At 72.6% G+C, this 24,289-nt stretch carries 18 protein-coding genes; 9 read left to right on the top strand and 9 right to left on the bottom strand.

The window, feature by feature from the left end; all coding sequences use genetic code 11:
- Both ABFX54_RS49495 and ABFX54_RS49490 read left to right on the top strand, forming a co-directional pair.
- A partial coding sequence (locus ABFX54_RS49495) for a tetratricopeptide repeat protein (RefSeq protein ID WP_346114140.1) occupies positions 1-1,008 on the top strand: 1,008 nt, incomplete at its 5' end.
- Positions 1,009-1,228: 220 nt separating this feature from the next.
- Complete coding sequence (locus ABFX54_RS49490) at positions 1,229-3,976, top strand: tetratricopeptide repeat protein (RefSeq protein WP_346114139.1); 2,748 nt, start codon at positions 1,229-1,231, stop codon at positions 3,974-3,976.
- Between the two features lie 256 nt (positions 3,977-4,232).
- Here ABFX54_RS49490 and ABFX54_RS49485 read toward each other — a convergent pair whose 3' ends face one another.
- Together ABFX54_RS49485 and ABFX54_RS49480 are read right to left on the bottom strand one after the other, a co-directional pair.
- Positions 4,233-5,690 carry a pectate lyase family protein gene (locus ABFX54_RS49485; protein WP_346114138.1) on the bottom strand — a complete coding sequence of 486 codons (1,458 nt, stop codon included), beginning with the start codon at positions 5,688-5,690 and terminating at the stop codon, positions 4,233-4,235.
- A gap of 518 nt (positions 5,691-6,208) precedes the next feature.
- Positions 6,209-6,418, bottom strand: a complete 210-nt coding sequence (locus ABFX54_RS49480; protein ID WP_346114137.1) for a hypothetical protein — start codon at positions 6,416-6,418, stop codon at positions 6,209-6,211.
- A gap of 381 nt (positions 6,419-6,799) precedes the next feature.
- Here ABFX54_RS49480 and ABFX54_RS49475 point away from each other — a divergent pair, with 381 nt between their 5' ends.
- The 4 genes from ABFX54_RS49475 to ABFX54_RS49460 all read left to right on the top strand — a co-directional run bounded on the left by ABFX54_RS49475 (position 6,800) and on the right by ABFX54_RS49460 (position 12,814).
- Positions 6,800-7,375 (top strand): hypothetical protein, encoded by a 576-nt coding sequence (locus tag ABFX54_RS49475; RefSeq protein ID WP_346114136.1) that lies wholly within the window; start codon positions 6,800-6,802, stop codon positions 7,373-7,375.
- Positions 7,376-7,501: 126 nt separating this feature from the next.
- The gene (gene rph / locus ABFX54_RS49470) at positions 7,502-10,111 is read left to right on the top strand and encodes a rifamycin-inactivating phosphotransferase (protein WP_346114135.1); all 2,610 of its coding nucleotides are present in this window, start codon (positions 7,502-7,504) and stop codon (positions 10,109-10,111) included.
- 163 nt (positions 10,112-10,274) lie between these two features.
- The gene (locus tag ABFX54_RS49465; protein WP_346114134.1) at positions 10,275-11,495 is read left to right on the top strand and encodes a site-2 protease family protein; all 1,221 of its coding nucleotides are present in this window, start codon (positions 10,275-10,277) and stop codon (positions 11,493-11,495) included.
- Between the two features lie 59 nt (positions 11,496-11,554).
- A complete protein-coding gene (locus ABFX54_RS49460; RefSeq protein ID WP_346114133.1) occupies positions 11,555-12,814 on the top strand; it encodes a cytochrome P450 in 1,260 nt (419 codons plus the stop codon).
- A 22-nt stretch (positions 12,815-12,836) separates the two neighbouring features.
- On the opposite strand, the gene ABFX54_RS49455 is transcribed toward ABFX54_RS49460, so the two are convergent.
- The 5 genes from ABFX54_RS49455 to ABFX54_RS49435 form a co-directional block, all read right to left on the bottom strand.
- The gene (locus ABFX54_RS49455) at positions 12,837-13,055 is read right to left on the bottom strand and encodes a cold-shock protein (protein ID WP_346114132.1); all 219 of its coding nucleotides are present in this window, start codon (positions 13,053-13,055) and stop codon (positions 12,837-12,839) included.
- 17 nt (positions 13,056-13,072) lie between these two features.
- Positions 13,073-14,179, bottom strand: coding sequence for an S-methyl thiohydantoin desulfurase family protein (locus tag ABFX54_RS49450; RefSeq protein ID WP_346114131.1), 1,107 nt, complete (start codon positions 14,177-14,179; stop codon positions 13,073-13,075).
- Positions 14,164-15,759, bottom strand: coding sequence for a hydantoinase/oxoprolinase N-terminal domain-containing protein (locus ABFX54_RS49445; protein ID WP_346114130.1), 1,596 nt, complete (start codon positions 15,757-15,759; stop codon positions 14,164-14,166). Before ABFX54_RS49445 ends, ABFX54_RS49450 begins: the two co-directional genes overlap by 16 nt.
- Before the next feature lie 40 nt (positions 15,760-15,799).
- The gene (locus ABFX54_RS49440; RefSeq protein ID WP_346114129.1) at positions 15,800-17,137 is read right to left on the bottom strand and encodes a purine-cytosine permease family protein; all 1,338 of its coding nucleotides are present in this window, start codon (positions 17,135-17,137) and stop codon (positions 15,800-15,802) included.
- Between the two features lie 142 nt (positions 17,138-17,279).
- The gene (locus ABFX54_RS49435) at positions 17,280-18,662 is read right to left on the bottom strand and encodes an MGH1-like glycoside hydrolase domain-containing protein (protein ID WP_346114128.1); all 1,383 of its coding nucleotides are present in this window, start codon (positions 18,660-18,662) and stop codon (positions 17,280-17,282) included.
- Positions 18,663-19,060: 398 nt separating this feature from the next.
- Here ABFX54_RS49435 and ABFX54_RS49430 point away from each other — a divergent pair, with 398 nt between their 5' ends.
- From ABFX54_RS49430 to ABFX54_RS49420, 3 genes are all read left to right on the top strand, one after another.
- Positions 19,061-20,167 (top strand): alcohol dehydrogenase catalytic domain-containing protein, encoded by a 1,107-nt coding sequence (locus ABFX54_RS49430; RefSeq protein WP_346114127.1) that lies wholly within the window; start codon positions 19,061-19,063, stop codon positions 20,165-20,167.
- Positions 20,164-20,964 (top strand): SDR family NAD(P)-dependent oxidoreductase, encoded by an 801-nt coding sequence (locus tag ABFX54_RS49425; RefSeq protein ID WP_346114126.1) that lies wholly within the window; start codon positions 20,164-20,166, stop codon positions 20,962-20,964. The genes ABFX54_RS49430 and ABFX54_RS49425 overlap by 4 nt, the downstream gene beginning before the upstream one ends.
- 159 nt (positions 20,965-21,123) lie before the next feature.
- Complete coding sequence (locus ABFX54_RS49420; RefSeq protein ID WP_346114125.1) at positions 21,124-22,158, top strand: LacI family DNA-binding transcriptional regulator; 1,035 nt, start codon at positions 21,124-21,126, stop codon at positions 22,156-22,158.
- 88 nt (positions 22,159-22,246) lie between these two features.
- Here ABFX54_RS49420 and ABFX54_RS49415 read toward each other — a convergent pair whose 3' ends face one another.
- The gene (locus tag ABFX54_RS49415; RefSeq protein WP_346114124.1) at positions 22,247-23,191 is read right to left on the bottom strand and encodes an ABC transporter ATP-binding protein; all 945 of its coding nucleotides are present in this window, start codon (positions 23,189-23,191) and stop codon (positions 22,247-22,249) included.
- 64 nt (positions 23,192-23,255) lie between these two features.
- Positions 23,256-24,289 (bottom strand): ABC transporter ATP-binding protein (locus ABFX54_RS49410; protein ID WP_346114123.1); only part of this gene is annotated, 1,034 nt, incomplete at its 5' end.

Below are 24,289 nucleotides of genomic sequence, written 5' to 3'. Positions count from 1 at the left end.
GACCGGGTCCTGGAGCACTACCTGCACACCGCGTACGAGGCCGCCCTGCGCCTGCACGTGCCCGCCGAGTGGCTGCTGCGCCCCGGGCCGCCCGCGCCCGGCGTCCGCGCCGAAGCCCCGGCGGGACACCGGCAGGCGCTGGCCTGGTTCCAGGCCGAGCACGCGGTCCTGGCGGCGGTGCTCCGCCAGGCCATGGCCGACGGCCGCCACGACCAGGCGGTCCGGCTGGTCTCGGCGCTGCAGTTCTGGCTGATGCGCAGGGGACACCGGCAGGAACACCTCGACTGCCTGCGGGCGGCCCTGGAGGCGGCCGCCCGTACGGGCGATCAGCGGGCGCGGGCGGCCACACACCGCTGGCTCATCCCGGTGACCGCCGAACGCGGCGAGCCCGACCAGGCCTACACGCACTTCCGCCGGGCGCTCGCCTACGCCCGCGAGGCCGGCGACCTGGCCGAGGAGGCCTTCTCTCTCTTCGACATCGGCCTGGCCTGTGTGCACGGGGGACGGATGGAGGAGGCGCTGGGCCACGCGCGGGCCGCGCTCGAACCCCTGCGCGCGGCCCGCCTGACCGCCACCGAGGCCTACGTCCTGAACCTGATCGCCTGGTGCCGGTGCGCCCTCGGCGACCACGAGCGGGCGCTTCAGGCCGGCGAGAAGGCGCTGGCCATCGCCACGGAACGGGGCGACGAGTCCGTGCGGGGCCACATCCTCGACACGCTGGGCATGATCAGGCACCACCGGGGCGAGCACGACGACGCGATCGCGCACTTCCGCCGCGCCCTGGCCTCGTGCGGCGCGCTCGGCCACCGCTACGACGAGGCCGAGATCCTGCTCCACCTCGGCGACACGCTCCAGGCCGCCGGCCGGACCGGCCAGGCGGTACACACCTGGCGCCGCTCCCTGGCCATCCTGGTCGAGCTGGGGCACCCCGCCGCCGACGACGTACGGGCGAGGCTGCCGGACCACGACCTCTCACCGGCCACGCCCGGACCCGCCTTTCCCGAATAGGCGCCCGCGCCGATTCACCGGGGTCCGCGAACCGATTTCGGCGCGACGTGCTGCTGTCCGCCGCCCGCGAGCCGCGCGTGCGCGTCGTGCTCGGGGGGCATCGCGGAGAGGCGCTGACCCGAAGTTCAGCCCGGACGGGCGGCGCCTGGCCACGCAGGCCGGGGGTGGCGAACGGGGACGATTCGGCGGGCACGATCGTTCACCCGGCAGGGGTGATGTGATGAATCTGGCCGAGCAGGACCCGGAGACCCTGGCGGACCAGGGGGAGGCCCACCGCCTGGAAGGCCGCTTCGACGAGGCGGTCGACTGCTTCTCGCGGGCCGTCGAGCTCGCCCCGGACTACGCGTACGCGCTCGGCTCGCGCGGCCAGGCGTACCGGGCGCTGGGCCGGGAGGCGGAGGCGCTGGCCGACCTCGACCGCGCCTTCGAGCTGGCGCCCGAGCTGGGCTGGGTGAGCATCGAACGGGCGCTGATGGCCTCCGACGCCGGCGACGACCAGCGGGCGCTGGAGATCCTGGACCGCGCGATCCTGGCCGACCCCGGCAACGCGTACGTGCCCTGGCACCGGGCCCTCGTCAAGGAGTCACTGGGACGCTACGGCGAAGCCCTGACCGACCTCGACCTGTTCGTCGCACACGACCCGGATGACCCGGAGGGCTACTGGAAGCGCGGCCAGGTCCACCGCTACCTGAAAAACTACCCGCGGGCGCTGGCCGACTTCGGCCGCGCGATCGAGGCCGACCCCGCCCACTGGCGCTCGTACGCCGAGCGAGGGGCCGTCCACTACTGGATGGACGACCACGACGACGCGCTCGCGGACCTGGACCGGGCGCTCGAACTCGGTGGCGGCGAGAGCGGCTTCACTCACCGCTACCGCGGGCTGGCCTGCTGGTTGCTGGACCGGGACGACGAGGCGGTCGCGGAGCTGACCCGCGCCATCGCGCTCCACGGCGACGACGAGGAGCTCTTCTTCGAACGCGGCCGGATGCACACCTACGCGAAGCGGTACGAGCAGGCGCTGGCCGACTTCGACCGCGCGCTCGAACTGGAGCCCGGGTACGCCTCCGCCCTGGCCGAGCGCGGCCACGTCCACCGGCAGCTCGGGCACATGGAGCAGGCGCTGGCCGACCTCACCCGGGTCGTCCAGGCCGATCCCGCGCACACGTGGGCCCTGCTCGAACGGGCGCGTACCTATGACGACCTGGACCGGGAGGCGGAGGCGCTGGCCGACCTGAACCGGGTGATCGACCTCGACCCGGGCAACGCCGGCGCGTACGAGAACCGCGCGGACGTGTCGTGGAGCATCCGCCCTGAGGAGGCGGTGGCCGACTACACCCGCGCGATCGAGCTGGATCCGCATCGCTACTGGAGCCACACCGGGCGCGGCTCCCTGCTGAACACCATGGGACGCCGGGCGGAGGCCCTCGCCGACCTCACCAGGGGGATCGAGCTCGACCCCCGCATCGCCTTCGCCTTCGCGGCCCGCGGCGACATCCACCTGGCCGAGGGAGACCTGGAGGAGGCGCTGGCCGACCTGGACCGGGCGATCGCGCTCGACCCCGAGTCCGGCTGGGCGCGCGGCCTTCGCGGCCGGGCCCTGTACTACCTCGACCGCGAGGAGGAGGCGCTGGCCGAACTGGACAAGGCCATCGCCCGCGAACGTGACGACGCCAAGCTCATCCTGCTGCGGGGCATCGTACTGAAGGATCTGGGCCGTTATCGGGAGGCGCTGACCGACGTCGAGCGGGCGGTCGACCTCGACCCCACCGCCAGGGCGTACGCCGAGCGCGGCGACGTCCTGATCTTCCTCAAGCGGTACGAGGACGCGCTGGCGGACCTGGACCGTGCGGTCGAGCTCGACCCGGATGACGGCTTCGCCAGGGAGAACCGCGGGATCCTCTACTCGGGTCTGGGCCGCGACGAGGACGCGTGCGCGGAGCTGAGCACGGCCATCGCCCTCGGCTACGACTTCCCCCTGACCCGCCTGGTGCGCGGCCGCAGCCTGCTGAACCTGAGCAGGCGCGAGGAGGCGATAGCCGACTTCGACCGCGCCATCGAACTGGACCCGGGCCACGTGCGCGCCCTGGTCGCCCGCGGCCTCGCCTACGTCGAGCTGCACCGCTACGAGGAGGCGCTGGCCGACCTCGACCGGGCGACCGAGCTCGACCCGAGCCACGAGGAGGCCGCGGAGCTGCGCGACCACCTGTTCCTGCTGCTGCTCAGCCCCGCCGAGAGCTTCTCGCTGTTCGCGCACCACCTGGTGATGGGCACGTGGGAGCTGGCGGGCGACAACCCCGAGGAGTTCGTCGAGGCCCTGGACGGCTGGGCGAACCTCTGGCGGATCGCCGGGGACGAGGAGCTCCGCGCGAAGGAGCTCCAGACCCTGGACCGGACGATCGCGGAGGATCCCGCCGACGTCGTCGCCCTGGCCTCCCGGGCCCTGCAGCACCGCGCGGCCGGCCGCTACCAGGCGGTGCTGGCGGACCTCGACCGGGTCCTCGTGGCCGAACCGGACAACCGGTGGGCCCTCGGCCTGCGGCGTGCCGCCCAGTTCGACGGCGGGCGGCCCGACGAGGACGACGACGACTTCGACTGGGCGTACCGGCTCTACCACCTGGGGCTGCCGGCCTCCCTTGAGGTGATGTGCGCGATCGCGCTGGCGCACGGGCCCGACCACCTGACCGACGTCATGCGCGCGGACCTGCGCAGGAGGGAACGGCGGATCGCCGCGGGCAGCGAGGGCGCCGCCGCCGGGCTGCTGGAGCTGGCCGGCGAGTACGCGCTCGTGGGGCCGGACGAGGACATGGAACGGTTGCACGCGCGGGCCCGCACGGAACCCGACTACGACACGGCGAAGGCCGCCCGGATCGCCGCCACCCAGGACCTCCTGGACAAGTCCGACGGGGCCGGCGAGGAGCTGCCGCAGTTCCGCAGGCTGAGACACCTGCTCGCACTGCTGCAACAGTGAACCGCCCGCGCATGACGGGCCGCGCAGCTCGTCCAGCAGAGCCGGCTCAGCGACGACGGCCCACCGGTCGCCGGCCAGATAGGTCCCGCCGTACGGCCGCGCCTCGCCGAGCCACGCGTCACCTTGTACCCGGTCTGTCCGTACCCGTTTCCCCTGGATACGCAGCCGGCCCGGCCCGGATTCAACGCCGCGTACCCCATTTCAGAAAAGAGCGGGGGCCGTCGGACCGACGACCCCCGCCAAGGGCGGACCCTCGCTACCCGGCGTAGGTCTCGAACTCGGCGACCCTCGGCGTGCCGTTCGAGCTGGTGATCCGGAACGTGATCTTGCTCAGCGAGGTCGGCGTGAAGGTGATCGCGCCCGCCCCGCTGCCCGACTTCAGCACCGCGCCGTTGCCGGCGTCGAGCAGTTGCCAGGACCCGATGCCGCCGCTCGACCCCGACGGCTCGCGGATGACGACACTGGAGACGGTCGTGGCGGAGCCCCACTTGATCGAGATGTCACCGGTCGAGCCGGAGGGCGACCAGTAGGTGCTCATGTCGCCGTCGCGCACGTGGCCGTAGCTCGTCCCGCTCGCCTTGCTGGAGCCGTCGGAGCCGGCCCCGATGCTGAGGTTGGTCCCGCCGGGCGGAGGGGTGACCGTCGGCGTCACGGTCGGCGTCACCGTCGGGGTGGTCGTGGGCGTCTGGGGCGTGCAGGAGCCGTCCGACACCCGCAGCCCCTTGTTGGCGCCCGCCGTCTGGCGGACGACGTCCGGCACGCAGTTCGCCCCGTCGAGGCTGTAGGAGTACGGGACGCTGACGGAGGTGTTCGACTGCGGATTGGGACCGGCGGGGTTGTTGTCGCCGCTGCGGCTGGACCAGGTCACGTTGTCGAAGATGTTGCCGCTGACCTGCCAGTAGCCGGCCTCGTCGGTGTAGAACGTGCCGAGAACGTCCTTGGAGTCCTCGAAGTAGTTGTTGTCCACCTTGGCGCGGCCACCGGCCCGGGAGTTGATGCCCGACTCGTGCAGGTCCACGTAGTGGTTGTTGTAGATGTGGGCGATGCCGCCACGCAGCAGGGGCGTGCGCGAGTCGATGTTCTGGTACAGGTTGTGGTGGAAGGTGACGTAGCCGTTCGACCGGTCGCTCTCGCTGGACCCGATGAGCCCGCCGCGGCCGGAGTTGCGCAGGGTGCTGTAGGACAGGGTCACGTACTGGGTGTCGTCCTTCATGTCGAAGAGGCCGTCGAAGCCCTCCGACTCCCCGCCCGACGCCTCCAGGGTGACGTGGTCGACCCACACGTTGCGCACGCCGCTCTCCATGCCGATGGCGTCGCCGCCGTTCGACGTGGGGGAGCCCGACTTCTTGACGTTCCTGACGGTCACGTTCTGGATGATGATGTTGCGGGCCTCGCGGATGTGGATGCCCAGCTGGTCGAAGACGGCGCCGTTGCCGACGCCGATGATCGTGACGTTGCTGATCTGCTTGAGTTCGATCACGCCGGCGGCGGTGTTGCAGCTCCCGCCCGACACCTTGGAGGTGTTGCCGTGGTTGATCGTCCCCTCGACCTCGATGGTGATCGGGGTGCTGCTGCTGGCCCGGCCGCACAGGGCCGCGTGGATCGCGGTCCCCGTGGTGGCCCGCACCGTCTGCCCGCCGGCGCCGCCGGTGGTGCCGCCGTTGGCGCTCGCGTACCCGGTGACGGTGCCGACCGCCGCCGACGCCTGGATCATCGGCAGAGCCACCGCGGCGGGGGCCGCCGGGGGCGCCCCCCGCCGTGGCCGCCGCGGCCAGCGCCGCCCCGAGTCGTAACACGACTGCTCGTCTCATGCTCGTCCCGCCTTCGTCGTCGGATGCCGCACGCGTTTCTCACGGTCCCTGGCGCGCTCCCAGGCATGGGCCGATGGCCGCGGGGGTCGCGGCGGCGGGCCGGTCGTGGGTTTGCGTCAGTGCCCGGGGCGACCGTAGGAAAGCGCTTTCCTCGTGTCAACGAGCCGTGAAACTTTCATCGCGGGGTTGGGTGAGGTCGCGCGCCCGGCCGTTCGCGTTCCTCCGTGCGCCGGAAGGGTGTGGCCCGAGGCGGTGAGAGTGCTGGTCAGCGGCGGTCGAAGCACGCTGTGGCCGTACGGTGCGAGGCATGCGGCGGGTCGTCGCCCGGTGGGGCTCATTCCGCCACGCCGCCGATCGGATCCTGCAACAACTCGGCCGCGAGATGCCGCAGTGGCCCCTCTCGGGTACGGACGCGTCGGTCTCACACGCGCAGGACGGTGACGTGGCGGCCGGACGGTGTGGTGGCCTGCTCGAAGGCGCCCCGCTCCGCCCAGGGCAGGGCTTTGGAGCGTCGGTTGGACATCACCAGCACGCCGGTGCCGAGGGTGAGGCGGCCGAGGTAGCTGTCGAGCTGCGTGAGGCCCTCGGAGGTCGGGTCGCGCTCGCCCGGTCGCCGGACCTTGAGCTCCATGGCCTCGCGTTGCGATCGCCCAGCACCCGGAGCAGGACCTCCCGGTAGATGGGGTTGGCGATGTCCAGGGCTCGGGTGTCCCGGATGAGGCCCAGATCGTGGACGTAGGAGACGGCGTGGTCGAAGGACATGTCCGTGTCCGGCGACATGCCGGCCACGATCGGCTCGATCACCCGCATGACTCGGGGGTCCTGCAGCCGGGCCGCCAGGGAGTCGAGGTGGGTGGCGCGGGCCCGGATCAGCGTGGAGCGGCCGGAGACAACGCGCGCGAACGGCAGGGGCCAGGCTCCCAGGGGTGAAGGCTTCCCCCCGTACGGGGGAGGCGCGCACGTTGCCGAAGGCTGGACGCTTGGGGCGGGCGTTCGAGGGCTGGAGGGTGATGTGGCTGCTTCGCCGCGGGTCAGGGTGATAGTCTGGCTGCTGCTGTGCGGGCTGGTGCCGTGGGCGGCGGTGAAGACCGTGTGGACTCTCGGCGGTGACGCCCTGGGCGTGACCGGTCAGGACTGGCGGCGGGGGATCGAGAGTGACGGGGGCGCTGTCTACCAGGCGCTGGCGGCCGTCGGCGTCGATCTGACGGTGCTGGCGGCGCTGCTCGGCGTCTTCCTCGCCCTCGGGCTGGTGCACCGGTGGGGAAAGGTGTTCCCGAGGTGGGTGCCGCTGGTCGCCGGGCGGCGGGTGCCGGCTCTCCTGCCGCTGGTCCCGGCCTGGGGCGTGGGGTTGTGCCTGGGCGGGTACGGGATCGTCCTGCTGGTCATGGTGCCGCTCAGCCTGGTCGGGGTGATCCCGCCGTTCGCGCCGCCGGCGCCGTTCACCAGCAGCGGGGACGTGACGTGGATGATCCTCTTCGGCGGGCTGGCCTTCGGCGGGCTGGGCTGCGCGCTCGTCGTGGGAGCGTGGTCGTACGCGCGTCGTAAGCAGTGCGACGGGCCGTGCGAGCGGCGTCAAACCGGGGCGTAAGCCTTCTCCCCGCCAGTTTCAGGTTATAGCAGATGCTCCCGCCTCATGAGAAATCGAAAAGTGCTCCATACTGCCGGTTGCCAATCGACCAGACGAGCGATGGAGCGACGGAAATTGGCTTACGTCATGCATTTCGATCAGATCGACTCGACGAAGGTCGCGGAGGTCGGCGGCAAGGGGGCGCAGCTCGGCGAGCTTTCCACGGTCGAGGGCGTCCGCGTGCCGGACGGCTTCTGCGTCACGACGGACGCGTTCCAGCGGGTCATGGCCGCGACGCCGTCGCTCGACGCCCTGCTCGACCTGCTGGCGCGGGCCGAACCTGACGACCGCGAGGCGATCGGCGCCGCGAGTGCCGAGCTCCGCCGCGTGGTCGAAGGCGTCGAGCTGCCCGGCGACCTCGTGGCGGAGATCGGCGCGGCACTCGCCCGGCTGGGGGAGGGGGCCGCCTGCGCGGTACGGTCCAGCGCCACGGCCGAGGACCTGCCGACCGCGTCCTTTGCCGGCCAGCAGGACTCCTACCTCAACGTCGCGGGCCTGGACGCGGTCCTGCTGCACGTCCGGCGCTGCTGGGCCTCGCTGTTCACCGAACGCGCGGTGACCTACCGGCGCCGCAACGGCTTCGACGACCGCAAGGTACGCATGGCGGTGGTCGTCCAGCGGATGGTGTTCCCCGACGCGGCCGGGATCCTGTTCACCGCGGACCCGGTGACCTCGAACCGGAAGGTCGCCACCGTGGAGGCCGGGTGGGGGCTCGGCGAATCGCTCGTCGCCGGACTGGTCGCCGGGGACGTCTACACGGTGCGCGACGACCAGGTCATCGGCACGGCGGTCGCCACCAAGGCCCGTTCGGTCCGGGCGGCGCGCGAGGGCGGCGTCGAGGACGCGCCGGTCGCGGCCGGGCGGCAGACGGAGCCGGCGCTGACCGACGCCCAGGTCCTGCGGCTGGTACGGCTGGGCCGGCACATCGAGGCGCACTTCGGCCGGCCCCAGGACATCGAATGGTGCCTGGTGGGCGACGACTTCCACATCGTCCAGAGCCGGCCGATCACGACCCTGTTCCCCATCCCCGAGGCCGGCGACCAGGAGAACCACGTCTACGTCTCCGTCGGCCACCAGCAGATGATGACGGACGCGATGAAGCCGCTGGGGCTGTCCGTGTGGCAGCGGACGACGCTGCAGCCGATGTACGAGGCGGGCGGGCGGCTGTTCGTCGACATGGCGCCCAACCTGAGGACGCCGTCGCGCCGGGCGACCATGCTGGAGATGGTGGGGAAGTCGGATCCGCTGATGCGGGACGCGCTGCGGGCCGTCCTCGACCGCGGCGACTTCATCCGCACGACCCCGGACGACGACCCCGCCGCCGCACCGGCCAATGCCGTACCCACTGATCTCACCAAGGCCGGCGAAGACCCCGACCCCGCGCTCGTCACCGAGCTGATCAGGCGCGGTGAGGAGTCCCTGCTCACCCTGCGGCACGACATCGGGGAACTGTCCGGGACGGAGCTGTTCGACTTCGTCCTGGCCGACATCGCCGAGCTGAGGCGCGTCCTGTTCGACCCGCGCACCCTCCCGCTGATCATGGCGGGGATGGACGCGAGCTGGTGGCTCAACGAGCACCTTGAGGAGTGGCTGGGCGAGAAGAACGCGGCCGACGTGCTCACGCAGTCCGTCCCGTACAACGTCACGTCGGAGATGGGTCTGGAGCTGCTCGACGTCGCCGACACGATCAGGCCGCACGCCGAGCTCGTCGCGTTCCTGCACCGCGTCGTGGACGAGGGCAGGGAAGGGGACTCCTTCCTGGACGAGCTGGCCGCGCTGGACGGCGGGCGGGAGGCGCGCGAGGCCATCCTGAGCTATCTCGGCAAGTACGGCATGCGCTGCCCGGGCGAGATCGACATCACCAGGACGCGCTGGAGCGAGAACCCGGCCATGCTCCTGCCCGCGCTCCTCGGCAACGTCAGGAACTTCGCGCCCGGCGCCGCCGAGCGGCACTTCGAGCAGGGGCTGGAGGAGGCGCGGCGGAAGGAGCAGGACGTGCTGGCCCGCCTGCGCGCCCTGCCGGAGGGGGAGGAGCGGGCCGAGGAGACCAAGCGCATGATCGACCGCGTCCGTGCCTTCGCCGGCTACCGGGAATATCCGAAATACGGCATGATCGGCCGCTATTTCGTCTACAAGCAGGCGTTGCTCCGCGAAGCCGATCGCCTCGTCCGCTCCGGCGTCCTCCAGGAGAGGGAGGACGTCTTCTTCCTCCGGTTCGAGGAGCTGCGCGAGGTCGTCCGCACCGGTGACGTGGACGCCGGACTCATCCAGACAAGGCGGGAGGAGTTCCGTTCGTACGAGACGCTCACCCCGCCCCGCGTCATCACCTCGGACGGCGAGGCCCTCACCGGCCGGTACCGGCATGACGACGCCCCCGACGGCGCGCTGACCGGGCTGCCGGTCTCGGCGGGGACGGTCGAAGGCCGTGCCCGGGTCGTCACCGACATGGCGCACGCCGACCTGGAGCCCGGCGACATCCTGGTCACCGCCTACACCGACCCGAGCTGGACCCCGCTGTTCGTGACCGTCGCCGGGCTGGTGACGGAGGTGGGCGGCATCATGACGCACGGCGCGGTGGTCGCCAGGGAGTACGGGCTGCCGGCCGTGGTGGGGGTCGAGCGGGCCACCCGGCTGATCAAGGACGGTCGGCGCATCCGCGTGCACGGAACGAACGGGTACGTCGAGCTCCTCGACTGAGCGCGTCGTACGTCCAAGAAACGCGGTGTCACAGCGGGCGTGGAGATCGCGACATTTGCCGTGTGACCTCCCGTTATGCCGGGGTAGAGGGAGAGCAACGTGCACGCCGCGTGACCTCCCGTCACGCCCGGGTACGGGAAGCGGACACCGAACGGCAGGAGGAATGATGCGCTCCTCGATCCCGCTGGGCCGCATTGCCGGCGTCCAGGTCGGCCTCAACCTGAGCGTGCTCGTCATCGTCGTCATCCTGGTGGCGGGGCTGGCCCTCGGGCGCTTCCCCGTGGTCTTCCCCGGCTACCCGCCGGTGGTGTACCTGCTGGCCGGGCTGGCCTCGGCGGCGCTGTTCCTGGCGTCCCTGCTCGCGCACGAGCTGGCCCACGCCGTGACGGCGCGACGCAACGGCATCGAGGTCGAGCGGATCACGTTGTGGCTGCTCGGTGGGGTGGCCGAGCTGCGCGGGGAGCCCCGTTCGCCGGGCGCCGACCTGAGGATCGCCGTCGTGGGGCCGGGGGCGAGCCTGCTGGCCGGGCTGGTCTTCGGCCTGCTGGCGGGGCTGGTCGCGACCACGGGGGGCGCGGCGCTGCTGGCAGGCATGTTCTCCTACCTCGCCGCGGTGAACGTGCTGCTCGCGATCTTCAACCTCATCCCGGCGGCGCCGCTGGACGGCGGCCGGGTGTTGCGCGCGGCCCTGTGGGCGCGCTGGGGAGACCGGGCCCGGGCGGCCATCGCCGCCGCGCGCGCGGGCCGCGTGTTCGGGTACGTGCTCATCGCCCTCGGCTTCCTCCAGGTCGTCACCGGCAGCGGGTTCGAGGGGCTGTGGCTCGCCCTGATCGGCCTGTTCCTGGTCAACGCGGCCAGCGCCGAGGAGCAGCACGCCCGGCTGGGCACGGCACTGTACGGGGTGCGGGTGGCCGACGTGATGTCCGGCCCGCCCGTCGCCGCCCATCCCGACGAGAGCGTGTCGAGCCTCATCGAACGGGTCGTGATGCGTCAGCGCCTGTCCACGTACCCCCTCGTGGACGAGAACGGCGCGTTCGTCGGACTGGTGACGCTCAACCGCATCCGCCGGGTGAGCCCGGAACGCCGGCCTCACACCCTGCTGCGCGACATCGCCTGCTCCCCGCAGGACGTGCCGCGGGCCTCTCCTGAGGAGGCGCTGACCGACCTGCTCGACCGGATGGGCGGCTGTACGGACGGGCGCGCCGTGGTGCTGGACCCGGCAGGACGCCTGATCGGCCTGATCACCCCCACCGACATCAGCCGGGTCATCCAGACCGCGGGGCTGGGCGCGGCCGGCCTGTACTCGGGCCTGCGCGGCGCTGATCTCGTCCCGGCGGCCCGCCCTCGTGACGGACGCGGCGGCTCCGATCATGACCGCCTCTGACCGGTGCGCGGCCGGGCGCGGCTTCTTCGCCGGTGACCTTGAAGGCGGGGACTGATCTCATGCTGGTGCTGGACGACACGATCTTCCTCCTCCTCGACGGCTACGGGTGGCTGCCCGGCCTGCTGCGGCGCTCCCACGGGCCGGTGGCGCACACCCGGCTGCTCGGACGCCGGGCCGTGGGCCTGCGCGGGCCGGAGGCGGCACGCTTCTTCTACGAGGACGGCAACGTCCGCCGCGGCACGGCGCTGCCCGAGCCGGTCAGGAGCACGCTGGCCGGGCCCGGCGCGGTGCACACCCTGGACGGCCCCGGCCACCGTGTGCGCAAGGCGATGTTCATGTCGCTGCTGACCGGCGTCGGCGTCGGCTCACTCGCGGCGCACACGGGCTCGGCCTGGGACGAGGCGGCCGGCAGGTGGGGCGACGGCCGCCGGGTCGTGCTCTTCGAGCAGGCCGCGGAGGTCCTGACGGCGGGCGTGTGCCGGTGGGCGGGCATGCCGGTCCGCGACGCCGAGGTGCCCGACCTGGCCGCCGACCTCACGGCCATGGTGGACGGGTTCGGCAGCGCCGGGCCACGGCACTGGCGCGGCCGGCTGGCCAGGATCCGCCGCGAGGCGTGGCTGGCCGACCTGGTCGGCGACCTGCGCGACGGCACCGACACCGCGCCGGCGGGCTCGGCCGTCGAGGTGGTCGTCAACTGCCGCGACGCCCGCGGCAGGCCGCTCGATGCCCGTACGGCGGCGGTGGAGCTGCTCAACATCATCCGCCCGACCGCGGCGGTGGCCTGGTACGTGACGTTCGCCGCCCACGCCCTGCACCGCTGGCCAGAACACCGCAAGGCGCTGCGCGACGGGGACGCGGCCCACACCGAGGCGTTCGCTCAGGAGGTGCGCCGGTTCTACCCGTTCGCGCCCTTCGTCGCCGGCGTCGCGGCCCGCGACCTGACCTGGGCCGGGGAACGCATCCCCGAGGGCACACTGGTGCTGCTCGACGTCTTCGGGCAGAACCACGACCCCGAGCTGTGGGCCGAGCCGTACACCTTCAACCCGGGGCGTTTCGCCGGTCGCGAGCTCGGCCCGTACGAGCTGATCCCGCAGGGCGGCGGCGACCCGCTCACCGGCCACCGCTGCCCGGGGGAGGACATCACCCTCGCCCTGCTCCAGACCCTCGCGGTGCGCCTGGCCCGGCTCGACTACGACGTCCCCGAGCAGGACCTCACCATCTCCCCGCGCCGCATCCCCACCCTCCCCGCCAGCGGCTTCGTCCTGACCCTGCCCCGGCCCGCCCCCACCCAGCCCCCGGCGCCGTCCCTGCACTGCTGACCATCCCACGCGGGAACGGCCGTCACCGCCTGCGGATGTTCTCGGCCACGTAGTCGAAGCTGTCCTGTGGCCGTTCGACGAGGTCGAACTCGACCTCGTCGCCCTCCTCCAGGACCCGGTATCCCTCGCCCACGACCTCGCTGAAGTGCGCGAACGCGTCGCGCCCGACCGGCAGCTCAGGGGAGGAGATCGCGCCCCAGCCCCTGTCGGCCTTCCAGAACTTCACCGTGCCACGTGTCATCACCCCATGATGGCCGATCACACGGGTTCGCCGGTCAGCCGCTCGACCGGGACGTACGGCTCGCTCAGCCCGAACGCCTCCGGGCCGAAGCAGGCCAGCGCCTCAGGGGTGCGCATGATGCCGGGGGTCGAGATCGCGTAGACGGCGAGCCGCTGGCCGTAGGCGAGCGCCTCCGTGGTGACCGGCCGGCCGGTCTCGCTGTCGAGAGTGCAGATCAGGTCGGGCACGATCGCGGCCACGCGCCCGCCGCGGCGGGCGATCAGGTGCTCGTTCTGGAACGTGATCACCATCTCGTCGGCCGGATCGTCGTTGGCCGCCAGCGTGACCGTGCCGCGGGCGAAGCCGCCGGTCGTGCGGCGGTCGACGTCCACCACCTTGCCGGTGAACAGCACGATGCCGTGCGTGTAGATCGTGCCGGCCAGCGCCTGGCTCAGCCGCTCGAACGGGTCGGCGTGCTCGGCGCGGGCCACGCGCAGTGCGGCGCCGAGCTTCATGGCGAGGGAGAGCGTCCCCGGGATGGCGGTGCGGCGGACGGTCGCCGCGTCCATCGGGTAGTCGCAGATGTAGGCGGCTCCGCCCATCTCCACGGTCATCACCCGCGCCAGCCGCTCCATGCGCAGGTTGTCGACGGCGTCGATGATGCCGCTGTCGCCGTGGTCGGAGGCGATCGACATGGGCGAGCCCGGCACCCCGTACACGGCGAACGTCTCCATCTGCAGCTCGGGGAAGGCCCGGCCCATGCCGTCGGCGTCCACCACGGGCAGCCCGGTCTGGGCGCCGAGCAGCAGCGGCATCATGGAGTTGATCCCGCCGCACTCGATCGGCATCGTGGCGGCCGCCGTACGGCCGAGGTGGCGTTCCAGCGCCCGCAGCGCGATCACGTTGCCCGCCCCCGACGGCGCCTTCTCCACGAACACCGTGGGTGCGCCCATCATGGCGCTGGGCAGCACGAGCGCGTCGTCGGGCAGCTCGTCCACGCCGATGACGCGGATGGTGCGCCCGGCGCGGAGCTGCTGTTCCACCAGCAGCCGGCCGATGTACGGATCGCCGCCGCCGCCCGTACCCAGCACGGCGGCGCCCTCGGCGAGGTCGCGCAGCCCTTCCACGGTCAGCTCGTAGCCCACTGCCGCTCCTGTTCCTCGCTGGGAGACGTCTTCGCGCTCAGGTCCAGATCGCCGACCGCTTTGACCCGTACGCGTACGGCGTTGCCGGGCAGGTAGGGCACGTGCACCTCGTTGACGTCGACGATCCGCACGCTGTCAGGTGCGGCGCCCGCCGCGACCGCCCGTTCGACGGCCTCGGCGCGGGCCTGTTCGAGGACGTCCTCGCGGGTGACGGAGGCCGTGACGGCGAACAGCCGGTCCACGTCCCCGCCGATCTGCCCGATGGCGGCGCCGATCGCGTTGGCCACCGCGCCGTGCTCGGGCCGGTGCGTCGCGGGGATGCCGGGCAGCTCGGACGGCATCAGCACGCCGCCGCCGCCCACGATGACCACCGGCAGCGGCTCGGGGGTGACCCGCATCCGGTCCACCAGGTCGGCGACCGTCGCGGACATCCGGGCGACCCCGCGGCGGACCAGCTCGGGGTCCAGTCCGCGGACGAGGGAGGCGTCGCCGACGTCGGCCAGCCCGGCGGCCACGGCCAGGTCGGTCGCGGTCAGCACCCGGTCGCCGAACACCAGCGCGTGCTCCGTGAGCTGGTAGCCGACGCTGTCGGGGCCGATGTCCGGCTCCGGCGTGCCGGTGACCCGGCTGCCGCCGCCCAGCCCGATCGACAGCACGTCCGGCATGCGGAAGTTCGTGCGTACGCCGCCGATGTCCACCTCACCGCTCGCCTGCCGGGGATAGCCGCCGGACAGCATGCCGACGTCGGTGGTCGTGCCGCCGATGTCGACCACCGCGCAGTCGCTCAGCCCCGACAGGAACGCCGCGCCGCGCATGCTGTTGGTGGGGCCGGACGCGAACGTGCGCACCGGGTAGCGGCGGGTGTGCCCGGCGTCCATGAGCGTGCCGTCGTTCTGCGACAGGAACAGCGGCGCGCTCACGCCGACCGTGGCCAGGGCCTGGGCGAAGGCGTCCACGATCTCGCCGGCGAGATCGCGCAGGCAGGCGTTGACGATGGTGGCGTTCTCGCGTTCCAGCAGCCCGATCCGGCCGATCTGGTGGGAGAGGCTGACGTGCAGGTGCGGCAGCTCCGCGAGCAGGATCGCCGCCGCCTGCTCCTCCAGCTCGGCGTTGACGGGGGAGAAGACCGAGCTGATGGCGACGGTACGGATGTCCCGCGCGGCCAGGTCGGCGGCCGCGCGCTGGAGCTCGTCCGGGTCGAGCGGCGAGATCGGGCGGCCGTCGAACTCGTGGCCGCCGTGGCACAGGTGCACGCTCGGGCGGATCGCCGCCACCAGCCGCTCCGGCCAGTCGACCAGCGGCGGCAGGGCGGCGGTCGCCGGCAGCGCCAGCCGGACGATCCCGGTCGGCGCCAGCCGGCGGCCGGTCACCAGGGCGTTGGTGAAGTGCGTCGTGCCGATCATGACGCCGTCGACGGCGCCGCGATCGACGCCGCCGCCGTCGAGGAGGCGCCGCGACGCGGTGACGATGCCCCCGGTGACGTCGGCCGTGGTCGCGGCCTTGACCTCGGCGACCACCGTGGACCCGTCCATGAGGACGGCGTCGGTGTGGGTGCCGCCCACGTCGATCCCAACGCGCACGAAGAACTCCTGTCTGGAAGGGGGCGAAGCGGAGGTCGGGTCAGGCGGAGGTGGTGGTGCGGGAAGGGGAGCCGGTGAGGTGGAGGCGGCCCGCGGCGGCGTACAGGACGAACGCGACGAGCAGGGCGTTGAGCGCGGGGATGCCCCACGTCAGATAGTGGCCCACGAGGGAGGAGACGAGCCAGATCACCAGCGCCGCCGGAACCCAGCCGGGCGCGGACGCGGGCAGCTCTCCCGAGGCACGGGAGGCGTCGAGTTCGGCGCGCCAGCGGCGCACCACGTAGTACTCGGCGACCATGATGCCCGCGATCGGGGGGATGGCCACGCCGAGCAGGGTGAAGAAGCCGATGAGGTGGTCGAGGATGCCGGCCGCGGCCAGGCCCGTGCCGACGACGCCGAGCGCGACGGTGACGACCGCGCGGTTGGCCCGCATGCCGAACGCGGTGTGCAGGGCGTTGGTGGTGCCGAGGCTGGCGGCGTACAGGTTCCAGTCGTTGATCTTGAGGGTGGCGCTGACGAGCACGATCGTGCCGACGGCGCCGGAGGTGGTGGTGACGATGGCGATCACGTCGCCGGTGCGCAGCGCGTGCGCCAGCAGCACCCCGACCAGGGCGATCACGTACTCGCCGAGCGTGATGCCGAGCACGGTCTGCTTGACGACGTCGGCGGCGCTGCGGTTCCACCGGGTCATGTCCGGCGAGATGACCGCGCCGACGATGAAGCCGCCGGCCACGATGGTGGTGGCCTGGGCCAGGCTCAGGGCCGGGCCGGGCGGCGCCGAGGCCATCAGGCTGCCCAGGTCCTGCCTGCCCAGCTCGACCGCGATGGCCCAGCCGGCCAGCGCGAGGAACGCGGGAACGGTGATCCACGCGGTCCAGGCCATGCCGGCGAACCCGTGCACGACGATGGCGGTGATGGCGAGCCCGGACAGGATCGCCCACACCCACACCGGAGGTCCGCCGAGGAGGGAGGCGAGCCCCTGGGCGAGGACGCCGGACTGCACGCCGAACCAGCCGAGCAGGCACACCGCGATCACCACGCCGATGATCCCGGAGCCGTACCGGCCGAAGCCCGACCAGCGGGCGAGCACGGCGGTGGACAGGCCCTCGCGCATGCCGGCGACGCCGATCGCGATGGCCACCACTTCCAGGATGACCGCGCCGAGGGTGATGGCGAGCACGGCGTCCCAGAAACGCATGCCCATGCCGAGTGTGGCGCCGAGCAGGAACTGCGACAGCGCGGACAGCATGCCGAACCGTTGTACGGCGACGGTGAGCCAGCCGTAGCGGGCCTGCTGGGGGACCCGCTGCAGTGCGTAGTCGTCGCGGGCTAACCCGTCGTCGGAAGCCGTGCCATCTTGCGCCGCCGTATCCGTCATGTCGGCCATCTCCTCCCCTTCTGTGTGCCCGATGGAGGACCCCGATAGGAAAAGACGTTAGGTGGCGCAAGCGATCACGTGAATAGGCGGAGAGCTTTTTGCTCCTTTCGTCGCGCGGGCATCGGGCTTCTCACCAGGCGCTTCAGGTGAGTGTGATCCGGACGTCGTGGTGGCCGGTGAGGTCCGCCGGGATCAGGTCCGCCTCGCGTCCGTCGAGGCGGACGTCCCGTACGCGCGTGCCGCCCCCTGAGACGGTGAGGTCCAGGGTCATGTCGCGGTAGCGCAGGCCGCTCAGCGTGGCCTCGGTCCAGTGCGCGGGTACGGCGGGGGAGAAGCGCAGCCCCTCCGGCTCGAACCTGATCCCGAACAGGCCGTGGTGCACCAGGCCGAGCAGGGTGGTGGCCGACCAGGTCTGGTCGGGCTCCGACGGCCATGGCCTGCCCTGCTGCCAGCCGCCGTCGGGCACGCCGGTGATCGCGTGGTAGACCTCGTACAGCCCGCCACCGCCGGCCGGGCCCGCGCCGGCCGGGTCGCCGTCGATCGGGCTGCCGCCGGTGAACAGGTCGAGCAGGTCTGTCAGGGTTTCGAGAAGGCGGTCCTGGTGACCGCCGCGCGCCATCGCGTCGCCCCACACGCCCATCACCATCGGCCAGCAGATCGCGTTGTGGCGGCCGGGACGGTCGGGGCTGTACCGGTCGAAATGCGGCCAGACGTTGACCACGCCGCGCGGCTCGCGATGCGTGTTCGCCGCGACGAGGGCGGCCCGCCGTTCGTCCGCCACCCCGAACAGGATCGCCATGGCCAGCCCCAGGGTCTCCTGGTGCGGATCCAGCCGGCCGTCCTCGTGCAGGAAGTAGCCGTACAGCCCGGCGTCCTCCCGCCACAGCCACCGGTTCACCGCGGCGGCCGTGGCGTCGGCCCGCTCCAGGTGGGGCCGGTCGTCGGCGCCGAGCGCGGCCGCCATCCTGCCGAGCGCCCGGTGCGCCCCCGCGTAGACGGCGTTGGTGGACAGGCACATGATCCGGTGCGCCTCCGGGTAGTCCAGCACGAAACTGGAGCCGATGGCGGGGTCGTTGGGCGGCTCCGGGTAGCCGGAGATGCCGTCCTGCATGACGGAGCCACCGCGGTAGAGCCCGTACCTTCCGTCGAGCCGCTCCTTGTCCAGGACCTCCATCGTCGCCGCGGCGATCGGGTACGCGCGGGCCAGGAACTCCTCGTCGCCGGTCACCAGCACGTGGTTCCAGGCGGCGACGGCCCAGATGATCTGGTCCCACCACTGGTCGTCCTGCTGGACGAGACCCCCGCCGGTGACGGCCATGAGGGTGTCGCGGGCCGCGTCCGGTGACAGGAGGCTGGCCGCGTACCAGGAGTTGATCGAGGCGTCCCTGGTCCACGGGGTCGGATAGCCGCCGCCGGCGCGGATGATCCCGCCGATCGTGTTGACGTCGAGCAGGTTGCGCAGGGCGGCCTCGTAGACCGCGACGAGTTCGGACTGGGGGCAGGTCAGCACGGTCCTCTGGGGCATTTCCGGAGGATACCCACGATGGTCGGCCCGCTCCCGGGACACCGCGATCGGCGGCCGGGGAGCGGCCCCACCGGATGGGCAGTTCCGATCCTGTCGAGACGAGTTTCGAGATGTCGCGACCCGCGCGACGGGTGCCGGAACGCACCCGAGATCCTGGCATATCCGCATGTCGAAAGGCTGTCTCACGACAGACCGCCGCCGCCGGACGCCGATGGACACCAGCACGATGGCCTGGCGTCCTGCGACGACGGCGGTCGAAAGTTCCGAAACTGTTGACGTCAAGTGTTCGTGACATCTACCGTTACAACGATCGAGTCCAGACCTGAGCAGCACGTTGCCGGACGAGTACGCCGTCTCCTCGTTCACCGGCCGGCTGCGAGGGCGACCGGAGGGGGCAGATGAGAGCCGCGCTGCTGGAACACGTCGGATCCCCCCTTGCCGTCCGCGAACTACAACTCGACCCGCCCCACGCGGGAGAGGTCCTGGTCCGGGTCGAGGCGGCGGGCGTCTGCCACAGCGACCAGCACTACCTGACCGGCGACCTGCGCTCCCCGCTCCCGGTCGTGCCGGGGCACGAGGGCGCCGGCGTGATCGAGGAGGTCGGCCCGGGCGTCACCGGGGTGAAGCCCGGTGACCGGGTCTGCCTGATGTGGCGGCCCCGGTGCGGTCAGTGCCCCTACTGCCTGGCGGGACGGCCGGCCCTGTGCGAGGCGGCGGGCATCCAGGCCAGCTCGGGCGGCCTGCTCGACGGCACCACCCGGCTCAGGGACGGCGACGCGCGCGTCCACCACCTGCTGGGCGTGTCCTGCTTCGCCGAATACTGCGTGGTCTCCGAGCGCGCCGTGGTGCCCGTTCCGTCCGACGTGCCGCCCGAGATCGCGGCCATCGCCGGGTGCGCCGTCATCACCGGCGTCGGCGCCGTGCTCAACGCCGTGGGAGAGTGCGCGGGCGACGCCATCGTGATCTTCGGCGCGGGCGGCGTCGGGCTGTCGAGCGTGCTCGGCGCCCGGCTGGCCGGCGCGAACCCCATCATCGTCGTCGACGTCGTCCCCGAACGCCTCGCCATGGCCGCCCGGCTCGGCGCCACGCACACCGTGGACGCCTCCAGCCAGGACGTCGCCGCCGCCGTCAGGGCCGTCCGGCCGCGCGGCGCCGAATGGGCGATCGAGGCCATCGGCCGTCCTGCCACGCTGGAGACGGCGATCGACGTGCTCCGCCCCGGCGGCACGCTGGTGGCCGTCGGCCTGGGCGCGGTCGGCACGACGTTCGCCGTCCCGCTGAACCTGCTGGTGCAGCGGGAGAAACGGGTGGTGGGCAGCCTGTACGGCTCCGCCAACCCGCTCATCGACCTGCCCAGGATCTTCGACCTCTACCTCGCGGGCCGCCTGCCGCTCGACGCGCTCATCGGCCGGAGCTATCCGCTGGACCACGTCAACACGGCCTTCGCCGACCTGGCCGGCGGCTCGGTCGGCAGAGGCGTGCTACTGCCCTGGGGGTCGCCATGACCATCGCACCACACGCCGCCGAGGCCGGGGAGCCGCGCTACGCCGTCTATCCCAGCCTGCGCGACCGCGTCGCCTTCGTCAGCGGCGGCTCGACCGGGCTGGGCTCGGAGTTCGTCGCCGCCCTCGCCGCGCAGGGCGCCCGCGTCGGCTTCGCCGACATCGACGCCGAGGGCGCAGAACGGCTGCTCGCCCGGATCGCCGAGCTCGACTGCCCGAAGCCCCTGTTCGTCCACGCGGACGTGCGCGACGTCGAGCAGGTACGCGCGGCGGTGGCGGCGGTGGAGACGGAGCTCGGGCCGATCTCGATCCTGGTCAACAACGCCGCCAACGACGAACGCCACGACAGCGCGGCCGTGGACGAGGCGTTCTGGGACAACGGGATGGCGGTCAACCTGCGCCACCACTTCTTCGCCATCCAGGCGGTCACCGCCGGCATGCGCGAACTCGGCGGCGGCTCGATCATCAACCTGGGCTCGATCAGCGCGCACGCGGACTTCGTCGGGCTGCCGGTCTACATCGCGGCCAAGGCCGCCATCGAGGGCATGACCCGCACCCTGGCACGGGAGCTGGGCCCCGACCGGATCCGGGTCAACTGCGTCATCCCCGGCTGGGTCCTCACCGAACGGCAGCTCGCGCTGTGGGCCACCCCCGAGACGCTGGAGAAGGTACGCGGGGCCCAGTCGCTGCGCGAGCACGTCATGCCCGCCGACGTGGCGCGCATGGTGCTGTGGCTGGCGGCCGACGACAGCGCCATGTGCACGGGACAGAACTGGATCGTCGACGGCGGATGGATGTGAACGCGGTGACCCGGCGTCCGGCGCGCCCGCGCGCGGGTTCCAGGTGGCCGGCGCGTCGCGGTCGTACCGGCGTCCGCGAGGTTCGGTCCGGCTGTCTCGCGGCCCCTACGATGGTAGCTGCGACAGTGAAGCCCGGTTTCCGCAATGGAGCATGTCTTGGTGTCTGACTCAGTCGAACGGCGGGTCACCGTCGCCGATATCGCCGCCGCGGCCGGCGTCTCGCGCGCCACCGTGTCGAAGGTGCTCAACGGTCGCGCGGACGTGGCGCCGGCCACGCGGGCCCAGATCGAAACGATGCTGGTCGAACGCGGCTACGTCCCCACCAAACGGACCAAGCGCGCCGTGGCGGCGGGCCGGCGCGGCGGCCTGATCGAGATGCTCTTCAACGACGCGAGCACGCCCTGGGCCGCCGAGATGATCCGCGGCGGGGAGGCGGCGGCGCGGGCCGCGCGGGTCGGCATCGTCGTCTCGGTGCTCGACAGCGGGCCGAGACGGGCCCAGCAGTGGCTGGAGGACGTCTCCGACCGGGGCTCGCGCGGCATCGTGCTCGCGCTGTCGGAGCTGTCGCCGGCCGACCACAAGCGGATCGCGCAGCTCGGCGTGCCGGTGATCCTCGTCGATCCGGTCGGCGACGTCGACTCCGACGACCCGTCGATCGGCGCGGGCAACTGGGGCGGCGGGCTGGCCGCCACCCGCCACCTCCTGGAGCTCGGCCACCGGCGCATCGCGGCGATCACCGGGCCGATGCGCTTCCTGTGCAGCCAGGCCCGCCTGGCCGGCTACCGGGCCGCGCTGGAGCGGGCGGGCATCCCGCCGGACGACGGGCTCGTCGAGCACGGCGACTTCCACTACTCCTCCGGCCTGAAGTCGGCGCTGACCCTGCTCGACCTGCCCGACCCGCCCACGGCCATCTTCGCCGCCAACGACGAGCAGGCGACCGGCGTCTACGCCGCGATCCAGCAGCGGGGCCTGTCCGTGCCGCACGACATGAGCGTGGTGGGCTTCGACGACGTGCCGGTGGCGCAGTGGATCTCGCCGCCGCTGACTACGGTGCGGCAGCCGATCGCCGAGCTGGGCGCGCTGGCCATCCGCACGCTGCTCGCCCACGAGGAGGGCGCCGACCTGCCGCAGGGCCGCGTCGAGCTGTCCACGAAACTGATCGTCCGCGCCAGCACCGCCCCACCGGCCCGCTGACGGGACCGCCGGTCGGCAGGCGCGACCGGACCGCCGGACCGCCGGACCGCCGAGGCGCCCGCCCGGTCATCCGAGCGGGCCGACCGGCTCAGGCGCGCGGGCCGACCGGGTCGTCCAGTTCGCGGGCGAAGTGGCAGGCGGCGCGGTGCGCGTGCGCGGCCGTGGCGGCCGGTTCCGTGGTCACGCAGATCTCCCGCTCCGGGTGCGCGGCCGGCCCGATCGGGCAGCGCAGCCGGTAGGCGCATCCTCCCGCCGAGGCCGGATCGGTGACCGCTGACGCCTCCACGTCGGCCTCCGACAGCAGCCGGCGCTGCCCGATCTCCGGTACGGCCGCCAGCAGGGACCGCGTGTACGGATGCTCGGGCCGCCCGATGACCTCGTCCACGGCCCCGTACTCGACGATGCGGCCGTCGAACATCACGGCCAGGTCGTCGCACATGTACTCCACGACGGCGAGGTTGTGACTGATGAAGATCATGGTCAGCCCCAGCTCGGCCCGCAGCCGGCGGAGCAGGTTCAGCACGATCGCCTGCACCGACACGTCCAGCGAAGCGGTCACCTCGTCGGCGATCACCACGTCGGGACGGGCCGCGAGCGCCCTGGCGATGGCCACCCGCTGCCGCTGACCCCCGGACAGGTCGCCGGGACGGGACCTGGCGACGGCGGGATCGAGCGAGACCAGGTCGAGCAGCTCGGCCACCCGCGCTGAGGCGTCCCGCCCGCGCACCCCCGTGAGCCCCTCCGCCACGCACTGCTCCACGGTGAAACGCGGGTCCAGCGAGCTGCGCGAGTCCTGGAAGACGAGCTGCACCCGGCGGCGCGCCTGCCGGGACGACAGGTCGGCGCCGTCGATCCGCATGCTCCCGGTGGCCGGCGTCAGCCCGACGAGGGCGCGGGCCACCGTGCTCTTGCCCGAGCCCGACTCGCCCACGAGGCCGAGCACGGAGCCGGCGGCGACGTCGAAGGAGACGCCGCGGACGGCCGTGACGGAGCCGTACCGGACGGTGAGGTCCTCGACCGACAGAGCGGCCATCAGATCGACACTCCTTCGCTGGTCAGCGCGTAGGGCACGGCCGGCAGGGCGTCGGAGGCGGTCATCAGATCGTCGCTCCTTCGCCGGCCGGCACGTCCCCGGGTTCGGTGAGCGGATGCCAGCAGGCGGCGCGGCGGCCGTCGGCCAGCTCGCGCAGGGGCGGGCGGCTGGACAGGCAGGTGGCGTCGGCGCGGGGGCAGCGCGCCGCGAAGTAGCAGCCGGGCAGGTCGGCGTCCGGGCCCGGCATGCGGCCGTCGATGGCGACCAGCGGCCGGCTCTTGTCCAGCCCCATGCGCGGGCTGGCCGCGAGCAGCACCGACGTGTACGGGTGCGCGGGCGAGTCGAGCAGGTCGGCGGTCGTCGCCTCCTCCACGATGAAGCCCGCGTACATGACGATGATCCGGTCGCAGAGCTCGGACACGACGGCGATGTCGTGCGAGATGAACAGCAGGCCCGCCTCCGTCCGCGCGCCGAGCCGGTCGACCAGCCGCAGGATCTGCCGCTGCACGGTGACGTCGAGCGCGGTGGTCGGCTCGTCCGCGATGAGCAGCCGCGACTCGCCCATCAGGCCGATGGCGATGCCGACCCGCTGCTTCATGCCGCCGGACAGCTCGTGCCGGTGCTGCTCGAAGCGGCGCGCCGGGTCGGTGATGGCCACCGCCCGCAGCGCGTCCAGCGCCTTGCGCCTGGCGTCCGGCTTGCTCTCGCCCAGGTGGATGACGGCCGGCTCGACGAGGTGCGTGCCGATCTTGATGGCGGGGTTCAGCGCTTCGCCGGGGTCCTGGAACACCATGGCCATGTTGCGGCCGAGGACGCGCTGGGTGGCGGCGTCAGGCGCGAGCAGGTCGGCCTCCATGAAGCGCAGCCGCTCCGCCTCCACGTGACCGGGTTCTTCGATGAGCTGGGCGATGGCGGCGGCGGTCAGGCTCTTGCCGGACCCCGACTCGCCGACGATGCCGACCCGCTCCTTCGGGGCGAGGGTGAAGGAGACGTCGCGGACGGGCGTGGTGACGCGGCCGTCCGGCGAGGTGTAGGTGACGCGCAGGTGGCGCACGTCCACGAGCGCGCCGCCGCCGTCCTCGGCCAGATCGGCCGCGG

Source organism: Nonomuraea maheshkhaliensis, assembly GCF_039529435.1.
Lineage (GTDB): Bacteria > Actinomycetota > Actinomycetes > Streptosporangiales > Streptosporangiaceae > Nonomuraea > Nonomuraea maheshkhaliensis.
Note: the sequence above shows the minus strand (reverse complement) of the source record. Positions and strands in the feature narration are given on the sequence as shown.